21 protein-coding genes and 1 tRNA gene are annotated in these 17,117 nt (G+C 47.4%); 9 read left to right on the forward strand and 13 right to left on the reverse strand.

What is annotated here, in order from left to right; genetic code table 11:
* Positions 1-10: 10 nt before the first annotated feature.
* Complete coding sequence (locus E8L90_RS23095; RefSeq protein WP_137033564.1) at positions 11-610, reverse strand: class I SAM-dependent methyltransferase; 600 nt, start codon at positions 608-610, stop codon at positions 11-13.
* 238 nt (positions 611-848) lie between these two features.
* Between E8L90_RS23095 and E8L90_RS23100 the strand changes: the two genes are divergently transcribed.
* On the forward strand, positions 849-1,157 hold the full coding sequence (locus E8L90_RS23100) for a DUF4870 domain-containing protein (protein ID WP_137031521.1): 309 nt from the start codon (positions 849-851) through the stop codon (positions 1,155-1,157).
* Between the two features lie 78 nt (positions 1,158-1,235).
* Here the strand turns inward: E8L90_RS23100 and E8L90_RS23105 are convergent, their stop codons facing one another.
* The 8 genes from E8L90_RS23105 to E8L90_RS23140 all read right to left on the reverse strand — a co-directional run bounded on the left by E8L90_RS23105 (position 1,236) and on the right by E8L90_RS23140 (position 6,562).
* Positions 1,236-1,868, reverse strand: coding sequence for an NAD(P)-dependent oxidoreductase (locus E8L90_RS23105; protein WP_137031522.1), 633 nt, complete (start codon positions 1,866-1,868; stop codon positions 1,236-1,238).
* A 190-nt stretch (positions 1,869-2,058) separates the two neighbouring features.
* Positions 2,059-2,448, reverse strand: a complete 390-nt coding sequence (locus tag E8L90_RS23110) for a rhodanese-like domain-containing protein (RefSeq protein WP_137031523.1) — start codon at positions 2,446-2,448, stop codon at positions 2,059-2,061.
* Positions 2,449-2,472: 24 nt separating this feature from the next.
* The gene (locus E8L90_RS23115) at positions 2,473-2,739 is read right to left on the reverse strand and encodes a metal-sensitive transcriptional regulator (protein ID WP_137031524.1); all 267 of its coding nucleotides are present in this window, start codon (positions 2,737-2,739) and stop codon (positions 2,473-2,475) included.
* Positions 2,740-2,832: 93 nt separating this feature from the next.
* Positions 2,833-3,315, reverse strand: coding sequence for a DsrE/DsrF/DrsH-like family protein (locus E8L90_RS23120; RefSeq protein ID WP_007719857.1), 483 nt, complete (start codon positions 3,313-3,315; stop codon positions 2,833-2,835).
* An 84-nt stretch (positions 3,316-3,399) separates the two neighbouring features.
* Positions 3,400-4,188 carry a sulfite exporter TauE/SafE family protein gene (locus tag E8L90_RS23125; protein ID WP_137031525.1) on the reverse strand — a complete coding sequence of 263 codons (789 nt, stop codon included), beginning with the start codon at positions 4,186-4,188 and terminating at the stop codon, positions 3,400-3,402.
* 340 nt (positions 4,189-4,528) lie between these two features.
* A complete protein-coding gene (locus E8L90_RS23130) occupies positions 4,529-4,753 on the reverse strand; it encodes a sulfurtransferase TusA family protein (protein ID WP_137031526.1) in 225 nt (74 codons plus the stop codon).
* A 62-nt stretch (positions 4,754-4,815) separates the two neighbouring features.
* Complete coding sequence (locus E8L90_RS23135; RefSeq protein WP_137031527.1) at positions 4,816-5,967, reverse strand: MBL fold metallo-hydrolase; 1,152 nt, start codon at positions 5,965-5,967, stop codon at positions 4,816-4,818.
* A gap of 13 nt (positions 5,968-5,980) precedes the next feature.
* Entirely contained in the window at positions 5,981-6,562 is a 582-nt protein-coding gene (locus E8L90_RS23140; protein ID WP_137031528.1) for a sulfurtransferase TusA family protein, read from the reverse strand.
* 175 nt (positions 6,563-6,737) lie between these two features.
* Between E8L90_RS23140 and E8L90_RS23145 the strand changes: the two genes are divergently transcribed.
* Positions 6,738-7,166, forward strand: coding sequence for a DUF4275 family protein (locus tag E8L90_RS23145; protein ID WP_137031529.1), 429 nt, complete (start codon positions 6,738-6,740; stop codon positions 7,164-7,166).
* Positions 7,167-7,246: 80 nt separating this feature from the next.
* Here E8L90_RS23145 and E8L90_RS23150 read toward each other — a convergent pair whose 3' ends face one another.
* From E8L90_RS23150 to E8L90_RS23160, 3 genes are all read right to left on the reverse strand, one after another.
* Positions 7,247-8,569 carry a penicillin-binding transpeptidase domain-containing protein gene (locus E8L90_RS23150; protein ID WP_137031530.1) on the reverse strand — a complete coding sequence of 441 codons (1,323 nt, stop codon included), beginning with the start codon at positions 8,567-8,569 and terminating at the stop codon, positions 7,247-7,249.
* On the reverse strand, positions 8,553-9,083 hold the full coding sequence (locus E8L90_RS23155) for an RNA polymerase sigma factor (protein ID WP_137031531.1): 531 nt from the start codon (positions 9,081-9,083) through the stop codon (positions 8,553-8,555). Before E8L90_RS23155 ends, E8L90_RS23150 begins: the two co-directional genes overlap by 17 nt.
* Positions 9,084-9,224: 141 nt before the next feature.
* Positions 9,225-9,313 (reverse strand) — tRNA-Ser (locus E8L90_RS23160).
* A gap of 160 nt (positions 9,314-9,473) precedes the next feature.
* On the opposite strand from E8L90_RS23160, the gene E8L90_RS23165 reads away from it, so the two are divergent.
* Positions 9,474-10,193 (forward strand): pseudouridine synthase, encoded by a 720-nt coding sequence (locus tag E8L90_RS23165; protein ID WP_137031532.1) that lies wholly within the window; start codon positions 9,474-9,476, stop codon positions 10,191-10,193.
* Between the two features lie 46 nt (positions 10,194-10,239).
* Here E8L90_RS23165 and tadA read toward each other — a convergent pair whose 3' ends face one another.
* On the reverse strand, positions 10,240-10,722 hold the full coding sequence (gene tadA, locus E8L90_RS23170) for a tRNA adenosine(34) deaminase TadA (RefSeq protein WP_137031533.1): 483 nt from the start codon (positions 10,720-10,722) through the stop codon (positions 10,240-10,242).
* Between the two features lie 183 nt (positions 10,723-10,905).
* On the opposite strand from tadA, the gene E8L90_RS23175 reads away from it, so the two are divergent.
* From E8L90_RS23175 to nagE, 6 genes are all read left to right on the forward strand, one after another.
* Entirely contained in the window at positions 10,906-11,403 is a 498-nt protein-coding gene (locus E8L90_RS23175) for a ribonuclease H-like YkuK family protein (RefSeq protein ID WP_012683824.1), read from the forward strand.
* Between the two features lie 367 nt (positions 11,404-11,770).
* Positions 11,771-12,628 carry a glucose PTS transporter transcription antiterminator GlcT gene (glcT, locus tag E8L90_RS23180; protein WP_137031534.1) on the forward strand — a complete coding sequence of 286 codons (858 nt, stop codon included), beginning with the start codon at positions 11,771-11,773 and terminating at the stop codon, positions 12,626-12,628.
* 130 nt (positions 12,629-12,758) lie between these two features.
* Positions 12,759-13,256 carry a PTS sugar transporter subunit IIA gene (locus tag E8L90_RS23185; protein ID WP_137031535.1) on the forward strand — a complete coding sequence of 166 codons (498 nt, stop codon included), beginning with the start codon at positions 12,759-12,761 and terminating at the stop codon, positions 13,254-13,256.
* A gap of 31 nt (positions 13,257-13,287) precedes the next feature.
* Positions 13,288-13,554 (forward strand): HPr family phosphocarrier protein, encoded by a 267-nt coding sequence (locus tag E8L90_RS23190; protein ID WP_137031536.1) that lies wholly within the window; start codon positions 13,288-13,290, stop codon positions 13,552-13,554.
* A gap of 32 nt (positions 13,555-13,586) precedes the next feature.
* Entirely contained in the window at positions 13,587-15,299 is a 1,713-nt protein-coding gene (ptsP, locus tag E8L90_RS23195; protein WP_137031537.1) for a phosphoenolpyruvate--protein phosphotransferase, read from the forward strand.
* Positions 15,300-15,451: 152 nt separating this feature from the next.
* Positions 15,452-16,891: an N-acetylglucosamine-specific PTS transporter subunit IIBC gene (gene nagE / locus E8L90_RS23200; protein ID WP_137031538.1), complete on the forward strand. Its 1,440-nt coding sequence runs from the start codon at positions 15,452-15,454 to the stop codon at positions 16,889-16,891.
* Positions 16,892-17,117 lie beyond the last annotated feature (226 nt).

The raw sequence follows: 17,117 nt of genomic DNA on the forward strand, positions 1-17,117 counted from the left end.
AGAAATCCTCCTAGCCGACACCCTTGCCATCATCCTTCCGGCAAATGTAGACAAAGGCAGGTGGCAGATTCAATGGAACCATCTTCACCGATACTTGCTCAAATACAGAGGAAAGCTGCTTTTTCATTTGCAGCGAATATTGAAAGGCGACAAATACTCCACCTGGTTTTAGCGCATGATATACCTGATCCATAATTTGATCACGCAGCTCTTGTGGGAAGTTGGCAAATGGCAATCCTGACAAAATACAGTCGGCTTTATCCAATCCCGCTTCCGAAAGAACCCGATTCAAATCTACTGCATCTTCGTGGAATCGTACATCGGGAAATAGTGGTTCCAACCTGTTGCGCATCTTGGTCTCCTTTTCAAAGGATATCAGTACGGCTTCCGGTTTTTTCTTTTGCTCGATCCACTTCGTAAAAATCCCCGTTCCTGCTCCTAATTCCACAATTGTATGTGCTTGCTCCCAGTCGATAGGCGCAACCATTTGTTTACAAAGTGCACGGGAGCTAGGAGTAATACTGCCCACTTGACCAGGTGACCGCAAAAAATTATAAAAGAACATCAGCCGATCCTTCATGCTGGATGGATGATGGCAATCGATCATCATGTCTATATGCTCCCTTCTCAGTTCTTGCTTATCCATTTATCATATCCAAAAAACATTACGAATTATCTACCAAAAACGAAAGATTTTCTTACTACTATAACAGTAAACGAATGGAAATAAAAATTCCTCCGTCTATAGTCGGAACAAACAATCACACTCATGATGGTTTTTTGAGTGAGCTCCATACGTTACAATGACAGTAGATCAAGTTTTACATTTAATCAAGGAGGACTTATTTATGGATTATAGAGGTGTAAAAGTCATCACGCACGCTAGCACATTTTTTGCACCGATCCTTGTGCCCATTCTGGTTTGGCTGCTCGTACAAAATCGTGACGCCAAAAATATGGCGCTACAGGCTTTGTTCTTCCACATCATTATGACGGTGCTCCTCGCTATTTCCTGGTTCTTCACCTTCTTGTTGATCGGGATTCCGTTCCTGATTGTGTTTGGACTGATGGCGATCTACTATCCGATTAAAGGTATCATTTATTCCTTAAATGGACGCCCGTTTTCCTACCCATTCGTCGGTGGGATTGGCCGATAATCTCGATACACAACAAAGACCAGCTATCCTTTAGAAGGAAGCTGGTCTTTGTGTTAAGGAGCCTAATTCCAATCGAGATTAGGAGCCTACTGTGAAACGCTCATTTTGATGCTTTGGATTTTCGATTTCATCGAGCATTGCCACCGCATAGTCAGCATAGCTCACATAGCTCTGTCCGCTAGCGTTCACTAACAGATGGTCTTTTCCGAGTCGGTACGCACCTGTTTTCTCCCCTGCTGGGTCAAAAAAGGCGGATGGACTGATATACGTCCATTGAATGCCGTTTGACTCTCCCAATACATGCAGGTACTCTCCATGCTTTTGCGCAGTTGCCAAGTAAGCCTTAGGGAATTCAGGAGTTTCTACGAGGCGCAGTGTTTTGGCTTCGTCTACAAACAGACTGCCTGCACCACCTACAACGAGCAAACGTGTAGAAGGAGCACCCTTCAACGCTTCAATCAGAGCCTTCCCTGACTCGACGTGCAGATGTTCTTGACCTGCTGGTGCACCAAAAGCGTTCACGACTACGTCAAAGCCGTTCAAATCTGCGGCTGTCAGATCAAACACATCTTTCTGAATCACAGCTACATCGCTTTGCTCGATTTTGGATGCATCACGCACAATCGCTGTCACTTGATGGCCACGATCCAACGCCTCTTTCATAATCACCTTACCTGCTTTACCGCTTGCTGCTACAATTGCAATCTTCATGATGATATTCCCTCCGTTTTGTATGTTTTTGATGTAACCAAATCAGTTACAACTCTCTCAAAAAGAATAGGCGCTTACCGCATCGCCTTGTTGTAATCATTGTAGTTACAACTAAACGAAATGTCAACCCTGTTTTTTCATCGAATAAAAAAAGCACCCGGGTATTCAAACATACACCAGGTGCTAGCTGTTACTTCTTTTTCGTCGGACCATTCCAGGTAATGAACCCGCCTTGCAGATGAGCCATCTGCGGAATGCCTTGTTTCTTTAAAATTTTTGCTGCCTGCTTGCTACGCATCCCGCTCCGGCAGTATAGCAATATATCGTTTTTGCTGGAAATTTCTTTTGCGCGTTGGTCGAGCTGAGACAAAGGGATGTTCACCGCCGATGGAATATGACCCGCTTTATATTCGTGCGGCTCGCGTACGTCGATGAGCATCACCCTGCTTTTTTGGTTGACCCGTTTCTTGAACTGATCTGACTTGAGATTTTCCAATCCCTTTACAGGAAGAAAGCGAGAGATGATATACCAAATAATGACCGCATAGCCGAACAGCAAAAGAATCGTAGTGAAACTCATAGGAAGCTCCTCTCCAAAATCGGTTTAGCGGCTCTTAACCAAAAGCTCTACGGCTTCTTTCACCAGCTTGCTCGTGTCTCCTCCAGCAGCCTGCTCTTCTAGCAAACAGCGTTGCAGGTTTTCCGCTACAATCTGGGCAATCGCCTTGTCTGAAGCGTTGCGAACAGCGGAGAGCTGCGCTACTACGTCTTTGCAGTTTTTCTGCTCGTCCATCATTTTCAGCACACCGCGGACTTGTCCTTCAATTCGTTTTAAACGTCTTTTGACATCGTCACTGTAGTTGTAATCCATATGAATTCCTCCTGTTTCACGACAAGGCATACGTATACAGGTATCTTATGCGAAATCCAGGTAATGTCAAGCAAGCTGCCTACGCGTGCTGTTTTAAATAAACAGGTTTACTTTTGCCTGTGTCGCATCCCCCAAATAAGCAGCTACACCTGCATACTCCATTCCGTCGAGCAATTCCTCCTGCTTGAGGCCGAGCAAGTCCATCGTCATCGTACAAGCGACCAGCTTCACTCCCTGCTCCTGAGCCAGCTCGATGAGTTGTGGAAGCGTCAGGGCATTGTGCTTTTTCATGACATGCTTGATCATCTCTGGACCCATGCCCATCATGTTCATTTTAGACAATCCGAGCTTCTTGGCGCCTCTTGGCATCATCCAACCGAACGCTTTTTCAAGCCATCCCTTTTCTACCTTCACGATCTCGTCCTTGCGCATGGTATTCAGTCCCCAGAAGGTGAAGAAAATCGTGACATCATGGTCATAGGCCGCAGCTCCGTTCGCAATAATAAAGGCTGCAATCGCTTTATCCAAGTCACCGCTAAACAACACAATCGTCGTTTTTTCTTTTTGTTTTTCCATGTAAGAACACCCCTTAATAATACTTATACTTGTATAGGTATGAAAATAAGCGAAAGAAGCTTTTGCAACGAAAAGCATCTTTCCTTATAGAATGTCACTCCAAATCTTGATCGCCGTTCCACAGATCAGCACAATCAGGCCATAACGCAAATATTTCACATCGATCTTGGCGCTGACCATACTGCCCACCGGTGCCCCCAAAACACTTCCGATGACCGTATACAAAACGGGCAAGAGCGGAATTTGCCCACCCGACAGCTTCCCGATTACACCACCTATTGCGGAGATGAATACAATGGCCAAAGATGAGGCAATTGTCACGCGCGTAGGTATTTTCAACACGGTCAGCATGATCGGAATGAGGATGAACGCTCCCCCTGCACCGACAATCCCGGATACGATTCCCACAGCAAACGCAGCACCAGCAGCAATGAATCGGTTGTATGTGACTTCCCCTGCCGCCGCTTCTGTTCCCCTATTTTTCACGAGCATCAAAATCACGGCAATGATCGCCAGTATCCCGTACACCACATTGATGCTTTCATTCGACAAGTATTGGGAGAGAGCCGCACCAATCAGGCTGCCCGCCAAGATACTTCCCCCCATATCTCTGACAAGTCCTTTATGAATCAGGGGCGAGTTTCTCCCGTTTCTTTTGCGGAAAGCCAGTACGCCAGACAGTGACGCGAAAAATACTTGAGACATCGATATCACCGAAACTTCCTGGGGAGAAAACTGCGCCACACCTAGTGCCGGTGGTATAAACAGGAGCATCGGATAGCTAATGATCGCTCCGCCAATCCCGAGCAATCCGGAAAAAAAGGAGCCGACAAAACCGAGAGAGCCCATGAGCAGAAGCAGTAAGACGTCCATATATCCTCCTCGCATTCCTACCTACCACATCGGAATGCTCAACCCTCTTTTCAAATGAACCATCATGAAGTAAAATTAATCCCAAGTAAATAACTGCGAATAAGGTGATTTAAATGGTTCGCTTTTTCAAATCCATTTTTCAGCATCGGTGCTCCACCTGCCAAGCACCTTTGCGCTCACACAATAATGCCTTGTTCAGTGAAAAGCAATGTCCTAATGGTCACTACAAAGAAGAAATCTATACGCACCTTGGCGTACGTATCGTTTATGAAAATCAGGAGTAAGCGAGCACTCCACGAACCGTTAGCGGCTTCATCCATACGTGCTCGCTTCTGTCTCCCTACAGCTTTTTCACTAAAAACTTGTACACACCGTTCTCAACCTCATGGGAAACCAGCTCATTCCCGGTTTGCTTGACCCAAGCGGTGAAGTCGTTCAGAGAGCCTTTGTCCGTCGAGAGTACTTCCATGGTTTGACCGGATTGCATTCCGTCCATTGCTTTTTTTGCTTTGACGATTGGCATCGGGCAAGCCAGACCTTTTGTATCTACCACAACATCCGCCATTTTTTATTCCTCCTGTTATATAAATGCGTGTTTAAAAGACGATTTTTTGAACTACCTTTCCGTTATTTATCGTGAATGGCGCAGCGATTTGGCCCTACTTCCATCTCTTGTTGTTCCTCTTCGCTCGGTTTTAATTTTCCCATATTCACCTGACGAATCTCTTGATACGCATTCGGCTGCGGCGGCAAATGATGCGTAACGATATGCCGGAATTCACTTTCATCCGCAATCGTTAGCCCTGGATTGTTGCGATATAAGTCACCCAAACGAGCAGATACGACACCCATTGGTCCAAGCTCGGTGTAGCTGCCAAAATGAGCAGGCAACACGACTAAATGCTCAGGGAGCTCTTTATATCGATTATACAGGGTGTCGCGGAGGTCTCCTACCCAATCTTCCGCTTTCCCAGCCAAATCCGGCCGTCCAATCGAGGCAACAAACAGAATGTCTCCCGTAAGAAAATACACATCATCGACAATCAGGGACGTACTCCCGATGGTATGTCCGGGAGAATAGATTGGCAGGATCGCAATTTTGGTTGTGCCCACTTGGATTTCCTGCCCTTCCTCTAGCTTACGATAAGAATACGTAACTTCTTCCGCATCTTTTTCTGGAAGCCAATACGATGCATCTACTCGATCTGCCAGCTTCTTTCCACCGGAAATATGGTCGGCATGTAGATGAGTATCGATGGTGTGCTTGATTGTCCATTGATGCTTGGCTGCAAATGCTTCGTACACATCCGTCATCCGCAATGAATCAACGACCGCTGCCTCCCCTCCTGATACGATCATGTAAGACAAGCAGCCTTTTCCAATGCGGACAAACTGATAAATCGCACCGCCATCACGGAGGTCACCCACCTTCACTGGCTCCAGATGCTCACTCCACGCCTTCATTCCTCCTTGCAGGTAAGAAACATCCGTAAAGCCCGCTTCTGCTAGCATCTCTGCGACAAAAATGGACGAGCCCTCTTTTGCACAGACGACCAACACCTTCTGTTTCACAGGGATTTTCTCAAGAACACCCTCCACCCCGTCCAGCAAATCAAAGTAAGGGATGTTCACGCTCACTACTCGATGCCCTTCGATTCGCCAATTCTCGTAATCGCTCGTATTGCGAACGTCGAGAATAAACAATTCCTCCTGCGCAAAAAGATGCTGCGTTAACTCGTGTGCTGTCATCGCTTGTACGTTTGTTTGTTGTTCCATCATCTTTCTCTCCCCCTTATTGTTTTTCTACCGGGCCATTCCAGCCAGACATACCCGGTAGCACATTGGTGATTTTGGTAAAACCTTTTTCGGCCAGCAACTGACAAGCCATGTCGCTGCGTTTGCCGGATCGGCAGATGATATAGATGTCATCATCCGGCTGTAGCTCATCCAAGCGCTCTCCCAATACTCCCAGGGGTATTGGAATGGCTACAGGAATGCGATGAAAAGCGTATTCTGCCGGTTCTCGCACATCAATGAGTGTCAGCTTGTCGTTGGCTTCCAGCTTTTTTTGTAGTTCTTCATTAGAAATGGTCCGCAAGAAATTCGTCTCCTCCTTCACCTCATGGGTACTCGCTTTTCGCAGGAAATGCTTCATGACTTCCCCCTCCTGAACCGTGCCCAGAAATTCATGCCCGGTATTGTTTGCCCAGCTTTTCAAATCGGCCATTGAGCCTTTATCAGTCGCTTGTACTTCCATCACTTGACCCGGTAACATCTCTTCCATCGCTTTTTTTGTGCGTACGATAGGCATTGGACATGCCAAGCCTTTGCAATCTAACGTTTTATCAGCAGAAAAATTCGATTGTACAGACATGTTGTCTACCTCCTACGTTTTGAGTGGAAATGTGATCGATCAACTTTATACGTATACCCCTATGGGTATTATGATATGCGCCTCGTTTTCCTTTGTCAATAGGTACGACGTGACCGACCCACTCTTTCATACGTATTTTCTTAGAGATGAACTTGTACCAACATGGAGGCGCCCAATGAAACTAGCTGATCGGATGAAGGAAAAGAACACGAAGACAACAGAGCTGTTTATTTGGGGACCATACTTACGGGAAGAATGGGAGAAGCATTTTGCGAGCCATCTGACCGAAGAAGATAAAGAGAGGATTTTTCTCAAAAATAAAGACGGCTACCAAGGGTATCTGTGGCATTTATTTAGCAATAAGCTGAGGGATTGTCTTGAACGCGAGGAAGCGGATGAAGCCTTTCAGCAGGTGGCCCATGAGTCGTACTATGTGTTTTACCAGCTTGCTAACGAAGTATTGATCTTGGAAAATGCTGCGGAGTTTTCTGTCGCGGACTTGGAAAAGGAATACGATGTGTACGTCGTGGATAAGGACTTTACGTGGACGTATGTGAAGACCCATGAAACCGAGTGGTGTGGGCCTTATTTTTGTAGGAAATAGGATGGGGAAAACAAAGAGAGGAAGCATTCGGATACCTTTAGGGGTATGCCGCCATGCTTCCTTTTTGATTGATGGGTTGATTATCGTTGCTGGATATACTGCAAACTGTTTTCCATGATCTCTTTGAAAGGGGGAGCAACAATTTCTTGTCCCCATAATTTTACCCCGAGGTCTGTCTGCGGGTCATCAACAGCTATGTAAACTAATAGCTTTGGATCATCGCTTGGTGCAAATCCGATAAACGAATACGTATATTTTCCTTCGATGAAGCTTCCTTGTTGGTCGCGTTTCTCTGCTATTCCTGCTTGCCCAGCGACTATATATTCTTTTATGGAAAAAGCTTTACTCGCTCCAGCAGCGCTGCTTATGGCTGATTCTAAAATCTCTCGAACCCTTTTGGCTGTTTCCTTTGTTATGACTTGCCTAACCTTATAATCGTGTTTCGTATCCGATTTCCCTTTTTTTGACATATGCGGTTTCAACAAATCACCACCGTTGGCAATCGCACCGATCGCCGCTACTTGCTGAATCGCAGTTGCAGTGCCAGCATGTCCCGTAGCTGCCATTGCTACATCGTATGGGGTATCCATTTTTGGTATCTGCCCAGCCTCTTCACCAAAAATAGTATCCGTCTTTGCGCCAAAACCAAATCGCTTTAAATATTTTCCAAGTGAATCCTTTGGTAAACGTTCGTAACCGAGCTTGGCGAATGCAACATTAGAGGAACGCTGGATTCCCTCTAGATACGTAATTTTCCCCCATCCTACACCGCGATTGTAGTCTTTTATCATCTGTCGTGGAGTGATTTCATATGTTCCAGAATCGTATACCTCGTTGTCATGATACCTCCCTTCTTCTATTGCGGCCGCCAAAGTAACGATTGGAAAAGCGACGACCGGATCAGGTATGGCTCTAACTGATTCTGCCAAACCGTCATTGTACTCATGTTTTCTACGACTTCCCATAGCAAGAATCTCTCCGGTATTCGGATCGGTTACGACGACACTCATATTTTCAGGATTATAAGCTGCGTTCGTTTTATCCAGTGCTTCATCTACATAGGCTTGAATTTTCCGATCGATCGTTAAGACAGTACCTGAAGGCATTATGATTTCCGAAGCGTTCGTACTCTGACTCTTTCCTGTATTCGTCTGTTGTGCGCTCGGCACGGATGAGGTTACCTCCGAAGGTATCCATTGATAAGCGATAAACAATAAAGCAAAGGAAGCAACTGCGCCTCCGATTACCTTGGCATATTTTTTACGCTTTTTCATTTGTACGAGCAGCTCCCTTTCTCGACGGATATGACTCGCGATTTCATGTCGCTTATCCTCGTCCAGCTGAAGCGACGGAAATGATTGCAGCACTGTGCTTATCTCTTTTTCTTCAAAAAATGGCGTCATGTAGATTGACCTCCCTGCCGCTATTGCCCATTTGTTTTTGCAATTCCTTGATGGCTCGATGGAGCGTCGTGCTGACTTTTGCTTCGCTCCAGCCCAAGATTTCTGCTGTCTCTGTTGTAGATACTCCCTCTATCAATCGCAGGATTAGAACCTCTCGATACGTGCTTTTGAGGTGATTCATCGCTTCATAAACTTCTTGCAATTGTTCCTTTAACACCAATGCCTTCTCAGGTGAGCGCTCTTTGGAAGTGAGGAGTCGGAGGACGTTTTCGGGAAACCAGTCCATCATTTTTTGCTTTCGCCTATAATCAATCGCTGCATGGCGCGCGATGGTCAGAAGCCATGTCTTGGGCTGTGCCCTTCCTTCGTAGCTTGGTAAGGCTCTGAGCGCCTTCGTAAAAACTTCCTGGACTAAATCCTCGACATCTCTACGTCCGGTAAAATACGCAAGGTAATTGTAAATATCATGGCCGTATTGCTGAAACCATCGCTCTATTCGGTCATCGGAATCCATTCGTACGCTCCTTTTTATGGGTTTGTACCTTATTAGACGCAAAACTGAGATTTGCTTACAGTTTTTGATATAAAAAAATGAAGCATACTTCTGCCGCACTGGCAAAAATATGCTTCATTCACTTGATCCGAAAAATCTAAGCGGAGAGAGTGGGATTCGAACCCACGCACGCCTCACGACGCCTAACGCATTTCGAGTGCGTCCCCTTATGACCACTTGGGTATCTCTCCATATTTAGTTTGTCAGAAACATTACTTACTATAGCAAAATACAGTTAAAAATGCAAGACTCATTCCTCTGTATGCCCCTTGATTTGCGCGGCTCATTAGGCCAAACTAATAACAGCACAAACGATTGGTATCCGATCAGAAGAAAAGCGAGGAACATATAATGAAACGTGAACGTTTGGACAAGGTGCTGGCCAATATGGCAATCGGCACGCGCAAGGAAGTGAAAGCATTAGTGAAGCAGCGACTGATCGTCGTAGACGGCGTTGTCGCAACAGACCCAGGAATGCATGTCATTGCCGAGGAGCAGGAAATCCTCGTGGATGGAGAACCGCTTAACTTTAAGCGCTGGGTATACGTTTTACTGAATAAGCCGCCTGGAGTGGTTTCTGCTACAGAGGACAATGTCCATGAAACCGTAGTGGACTTGCTCCCGTATGAGTGGGCTATCAAAGTGCATCCGGTAGGCCGACTGGATATTGATACAGAGGGTCTCTTGCTCTTGACCAATGACGGTCACCTCTCCCATAGCCTCTTGTCCCCGAAAAAGAAAGTGGACAAGGAGTACTTTGCCCGCATCGATGGCCGGGTCACTGAGCACCATGTACAGGAGTTTGCCAAGGGCGTGGAATTGGAGGACTTTACTACACTGCCAGCCAAGCTGGAGATTATCTCTTCAGGAGAAACATCAGAGATTCGTGTCACCATCATGGAAGGAAAGTTCCATCAAGTAAAACGGATGTTTGCTGCTTTCGACCTGCATGTCTCCTATCTACAACGGATTCGTATGGGCCCGCTTCACCTTGACCCGTCACTTGCCCCTGGTGAGTATCGCGAACTGACCGAAGAAGAGCTGAACATGCTGCAAAACGTAAACAAATAAAGACCGCCTGCATGTGAGATGCAGACGGTTTGTCCAGACAGCCCGGTCATTCCTGCACGGGCTGTCTTTTTTTACGCAATCCACGAAAGAAGTCCTTGAGCATCTGCCCGCATTCCTCTGCAAGAACACCCTCTATAACTGGCACCTGATGATTGAAGCGCGGTTCCTCGAGTAGGTTCATTAATGTCCCGGCACAGCCCGCCTTCGGGTCGCGAGCACCATACACGACCTGTTCGATGCGGCTTTGAACGATTGCACCCGCACACATCGGACACGGCTCCAACGTCACGTACAGCGTACACCCGATCAAGCGCCATCCACCCAAGCGTTCACTTGCCTCCCGTATCGCGATCAATTCCGCGTGCAAGGTAGGGTCTTTTTGTGTTTCCCGCAAGTTGTAGCCGCGACCTATGATTTCCCCGTCGCGCACGATGACCGCACCGATCGGAACCTCGCCAATCGCGGCGGCTTTCTGTGCCTCTTCCATGGCTTGTTTCATATAATAATCATGTTCATTTGCTTGTATCACGTTTCCCTAAAGCTCCTTCAAAAACAGTCTTTCGTCCCGAACAAAGGACCCTTTTACCCCAAAAAGTTGATTCCAGAAGTTTTTGTCCCTACCCGTTCACATACTATCTGCGAGATTACATACATTAATGATGTAAGGAAGAAGTATGCAAATCATTGTAAGCCTCTTTCTGGAGGGATGTGAGTGGGCTTAACCTCTGCAAATACGTTATTTGATCGCTTTCACAGTCCGACTAGAGGTCTACTGGCAAAAGAAGAAGTGTTTTCCCACATCGAACATACCATCTCATCAATAGGTGGTCCATTTGAAATTATTGTGGGAGCCGACTCTCAATTAAAAAGCCGCGGGACTTTTTTTGCTCTTGTGATCACAGTGATCCGTCCCGGCCATGGGGGCACCTTCTTTTATCACAAATTTCAAGAACGCCGGTACTCATCCTTGCAGCAGCGTATATTCCAGGAAGCGATGTACGCAGTCGGACTTGCCACAGAAGTACGCCAATATTTGCGGGACCGCCACTTAGATACTCCCATCCGCCTGCATTTTGATATCGGCACGAATGGTCCTACCCGTAAGTTTATCCAGTCTTTGTTGAGCTTAGCAGAAACCAATCACTTTCGTGCCGAGATCAAACCGAACTCCTTCTGTGCATCTACGATTGCCGACAAGTACACCAAGTAACAAAGCGGGCGGATTGCTAATGAGGCGTCCGCTTGGCTTTGTTTTGCCCTTATCCTGTTGGTTCAAACAATTCGGGACAAGTTTCTACTTCTCCTGCCCATCTTGTTTTTCCCGTTGACAGAGTGATTGACAATGTACGAGACGTGAGCTATTATAAGCTTTAATTAAAGCGTTTTCACAAGGCGTGTTACTGGTAATGCAGGCATGAGCCGAGAAGATCTTTTTCTTGTTAAAAAGGTTTTTTCGGCTCTTTTTTCTGATTAACGTCATGGTTCCTCGGCGTTTTTCATTGAATTGGATGTGACCGCTTGCGGTAAGCAAATACGGTCATGGACCGTTTTTGTCTATCGAAAGGTGGTGGAATGGATTGTCCCGTGAAAAGGAAAAAACGTTCGCAATTACGCGTGTGTTGAACCATAACGTCGTACTCGTAGAAGAACCCGAATCCGGACAAGAAATTGTCCTGTTCGGAAAAGGAATCGGATTTGGCGCAAAACCCGGGATTACCATTACCGCCCAAGACTCGCGTGTGGAAAAGCGCTTCAGGCTCGAAAATGAAAACCATCAGAAGCAATATCAGAACATTCTGAGCCAAGTAGATCCTGCTGTCGTAGGAATTGCAGAAGAAATTATCGCTCTCATTGCGAGAGAGATTACGCCAGAATTGAACGAACACGTCCACGTTGCCTTGCCTGACCATATCCAGTTTGCCATCTATCGGCTCAATAACGGCATGGAGATCGTGAATCCCTTCTTGTTCGAAATCCAGACGCTGTACACGAAGGAGTACGCGCTGGCGAACCGGGCAGCGGATATGATCAAAAACGCATTTGACTTGGACATTCCAGATAGTGAAATCGGATTTCTGGCCTTGCACATTCACTCCGCGATCAGCTATGTTCCAGTAAAAAAGGCTGTCCAATTCACCAACATCATCACAGAGTTGGTAGGCCTGATTGAAGAGCGAACAGGTATTACGATTGAACGCAGTACCATTGATTACGTTCGCCTCATTACGCATTTGCGCTTTGCTGTTGAGCGCATCCGTCAACAAAAATTCATCAAGAACCCGCTTCTGGACCGAGTCAAAACCACCATGCCAGAAGCCTATCAATTGGCAACTGAGCTGGCTCAATACATCTCCACTCGTCTCGAGATCACTGTACCAGAAGACGAGGTTGGTTACATGGCTCTGCACCTTTATCGCTTATTACAACAAAATTAAATCATAATCCTGCGTGTTACTAGCTCGACTAGGCATGAGCGGTGAGATCATACGGACATAGTAAGGATGTCGTCGTATGAATTCAACCGTCTCATGCCTTTTTTGGTTCAGACGCAAAAGGAGGATACTTATGCTACGCGGTCTTTTTTCCCGGAAAAAACAACAACAAGAGGTAACCTTTCTTGCACCATTAACAGGTGCCGTACTCCCCCTGTCCGAAGTTCCTGATCCTGTATTCGCGGGTAAAGTCGTCGGTGATGGTGTAGCCATTTTGCCAAGTGCAGACACGCTCGTCTCCCCTGTCGATGGAAAGGTAATGCATCTTTTCCCTACCCACCATGCTATCGGGCTGTCGACTGAAAGTGGTCTTGAGATATTGATGCATATTGGAATTGATACCGTGAAATTAAACGGGAAAGGCTTTACCCCATTTGTCTCGGTTGGCGATCAAGTGAAAGCAGGCGACAAGCTCATCCAATTCGACAAGAGTGTACTGGAAGAGGCGGGCTGCCCGATCGTAACACCCATCGTTATTACGAACGGTGATCGGGTTGCTGAAAAAAATGTGGTGGCAAAAGCTACTGTGCAAGCAGGTCAAGAGCCACTGATGACTGTCGTCTTAAAATAAACGCGAAGCACATGGTTGAGGGAGGTACAACATGGTTCAATTTGAAGTAACCGTCAATGTAGAAGGTGGGCTCCACGCGAGGCCAGCAGCTTTACTCGTGAATTGTTCGTCGCAATCTCAGTCAAAGATTACGCTGAGCAAAGGGACAAAACACGCAGATGGCAAAAGCATTCTGGGCATCATGACGTTGGGTGTCTCCCAAGGCGACACCCTGACCGTTCAGATCGACGGCGCGGATGAACAAAACGTAGCCAATGCGATTCAGCAGCTATTGGAGCAATCCTCGTCAAACATATAGTGTAAACGACGGACAGGAAGGTGGAAGGATATATGTTAAAAGGAATCCCGGTTTCCGCTGGCATTTCGATTGCCCCTGTTTTACGCCTCACACACGAAACAGCCATCACGCAAGCAGAGTCAACGACTCCAGTGGATACGACTCAGGAGCTAGGAATACTTAGCAAGAGCGTAGAGCAAGCACGCGAACAACTGCAAAAGCTAAAGGAACAAACCGAGGAACAATTAGGTTCGGAAAAAGCAGCCATCCTCTCTGCTCATATCGCCTTTTTGGATGACCCGGCATTTGTCGGGGAGATGAGTGCGCTCATCGAAAACCAACAACTGGTGGCATCTGCCGCCGTCTCGCAAGTAGCCGATCAGTTCATCGCTCTCTTTGAGAGTATGGACGATGCCTACATGAAAGAGCGTGCGGATGATATTCGTGATGTGAGCCGCCGTCTGATTCGAAATATTTCGGGCGGTGACACTGTCATCTCCTACCCGGAAGAGCCTTTTATCCTGGTTGCTTGGGACGTCACCCCATCCGAGACGCTTCAGCTTCCGCTCCAGCATGTACGGGGAATTGTCACGGCAAAAGGCGGCGCTACCTCTCATGCAGCCATATTGGCACGTTCTCTCGGTATTCCCGCTGTCATGGGGGCAGGCGATACCTTAATGGAAAAGGTAGACTCCGGAAGTTTGCTAATCATCGATGGAACCTCTGGACAGCTGATTGTTTCGCCTGATGCGGATACACTGGCTGCCTTTCAGGAAAAAGCCGCGCAGGAAAAAAAGGAACGCCAATGGTACGAAGCCATTAAAGATCTACCTGCCGAAACAACCGATGGCCACCGCGTTCACCTAATGGCAAACATGGCCGTGCCAGAAGAATCAGATGCATTGATCACATCTGGTGTAGAAGGAATCGGGTTGTTCCGCTCCGAGTTTTTGTTCATGGATCGCAGCACCCTTCCCGATGAGGCCGAACAATTTGCTGCCTACAAGCATGTAGCCGCTGCTTTTGGCGACAAGCCAGTCATCATTCGCACCTTGGATGTTGGCGGTGACAAGCATTTGCCGGCACTCGCGCTTCCACAGGAGGAAAACCCGTTCCTTGGTTTCCGCGCAATGCGCATCTCGTTAGCCAGACCGGAGTTGTTTCTGGTGCAATTACGCGCTCTCTTGCGGGCCAGTGCATTCGGTCGTTTGCTGATCATGTTCCCGATGATTTCCCATCTGGAGCAGCTGCGTGAAGCCAAACGATTGCTGGAGCAAGCGAAAGCAGAGCTGCGAGCAGAAGGAATCGCTTTTGACGAGAACATCGCAGTAGGCATGATGATGGAGATTCCGGGTGCCTGCCTGCAAGCAGATGCGTTTGCAAAAGAGGTAGATTTTTTTAGCATCGGCACGAATGACCTCGTTCAATATACGCTGGCAGTAGACCGGATGAATGCCAATATCGCCGAGCTTTACAGCTACTACCATCCAGCCGTATTACGACTGATTTCACAAGTCATCGGAGCTTCCCATCGGGCAGGTATTTGGACCGGGCTGTGTGGGGAAATGGCGGGTGATCCGTTGGCAACCAAGCTCTTGCTCGGATTAGGGCTCGATGAGTTCAGTGGTGCCGCTTCGGTCATGCCAAAAGTCAAAGAACGTATCCGCTCCACCAGCCTAGAGGAAGCGAAACAACTGGCCGAACACGTTCTTACACTCTCTACTGTAGACGAGGTCGTTCAATATCTGAAAGGCAAAGCCTTATAAAAGGTTTTGTCGCCCGAATAGTGTAAGCGCTTTCAATCAATCGATCAGAATGGTCTCTCTCCGGCTTATTCCTTGTGCCCTCATCATTTTGCCATTCATCCGGAGAGCGGCTTCCCTGATAAATTCATCCCATTCCAAGGAGGTTTTATCCTATGCTCGCTTTTCTGCAAAAGATTGGGAGAGCCCTCATGCTCCCGGTCGCAACGTTGCCAGCCGCAGCGATTTTGCAAAGCTTTGGTCTTCTCAAATTCGAGAAGGACCTCAATCTCGGCGCCTTTGGTGCATTCATGGACTCGTACATCGCTCCGCTTTTGGCTGCTGGCGGTGCAGCCATTTTTGACAACCTGGCATTAATCTTTGCTGTCGGTGTTGCCATTGGCTTGGCGGGAGATGCTGTTGCTGCTTTGGCCGCTGTCATCGCCTACGTTGTATTGACGAAAGTACTTGCAGCTGTTCCTGGTGCCTTGCCCTTCATCGCGGACGATTTGAAACTGAACATGGGTGTCATCGGCGGTATTATGGCAGGTGGTGTTGCAGCGTTTTTCTACAACCGCTACCATTCGATCAAGCTACCTGAATGGCTAGGCTTCTTTGGTGGAAAACGCTTCGTCCCGATCATCACTTCTCTTTCCATGGTTGTTATCGGCTTGATTTTCGGGATCATTTGGGGGCCGATCCAGATTGCCCTTGACTCATTGGGTTCTTGGATCGTAGGTCTCGGCGCAACAGGTTCTTTCTTGTTCGGATTCTTCAACCGATTGCTCGTTCCATTTGGTCTGCACCACGTACTCAATGCGATTGCCTGGTTCCAAATCGGTGACTTTACCGATGCGACAGGAAAAGTGGTACACGGCGACTTGCATCGTTTCTTTGCGGGAGACCCATCAGCAGGAATGTTTATGACTGGTTTCTATCCGATCATGATGTTCGCACTTCCTGGAGCGGCTTTCGCTATTATTCACTCAGCGCGTCCTGAAAAACGCAAAATGGTTGCTTCGATGTTTATTGGTGCAGCTCTCGCTTCGTTCCTGACTGGGATTACCGAGGTAGTTGAGTTTGCGTTTATGTTCGCTGCTCCGCTCCTGTATTTTGTTCATGCGATATTGACGGGTGTGTCCGGATATATCGTAACCTCTCTGGGTATCAAGCACGGCTTTGGATTCTCAGCGGGTCTGATCGACTACGGTATTAACTACCACCTCTCTACGAATGCTTGGATGATCATCCCGATTGGTCTGGCATTCGCCGTGGTCTACTACGTCCTGTTCCGTTTCTTAATCGTGAAGCTGAACCTCAAGACGCCAGGACGAGAAGATGATGAAGAAATGACAGCTACAGCTACAGGAAGGAACAATTCGATGCAGGATAAAGCGATCCAAGTGCTCACTCACATTGGTGGAAAAGAAAACGTCGTTAGCGTAGACGCTTGCATCACTCGTTTGCGTCTCGTCTTGAAGGACGACAAGAAGGTCAATGACAAAGCTTTGAAAGACCTCGGTGCAGCAGGTGTTATGCGACTGGGTCAAGGAAGCGTGCAAGTCGTCTTCGGAACCCATTCGGAGTTGCTAAAAGAAGAGATCAGCAAGCTGTAACAGATGACGAATGCCCGGTCACGGTGAAGTCCGTACCGGGCTTTTTTCTGTTTCCTGAACGGGTAACGGACGCGACCCGGTATTATTCCCATCATGTGTCGTACTATATGGGCATCGCGCGTTGTTTTCCAACTCCTTTTCAAACAGTACCAAGCGCTCAAGAAATCCCTCGCAAGCCGGGATACTCTGTGGCGCCATCATTTCAATTTCGTAAGCGACGGTTTTT

This window comes from Brevibacillus antibioticus, assembly GCF_005217615.1.
Taxonomy (GTDB): Bacteria; Bacillota; Bacilli; order Brevibacillales; family Brevibacillaceae; genus Brevibacillus; species Brevibacillus antibioticus.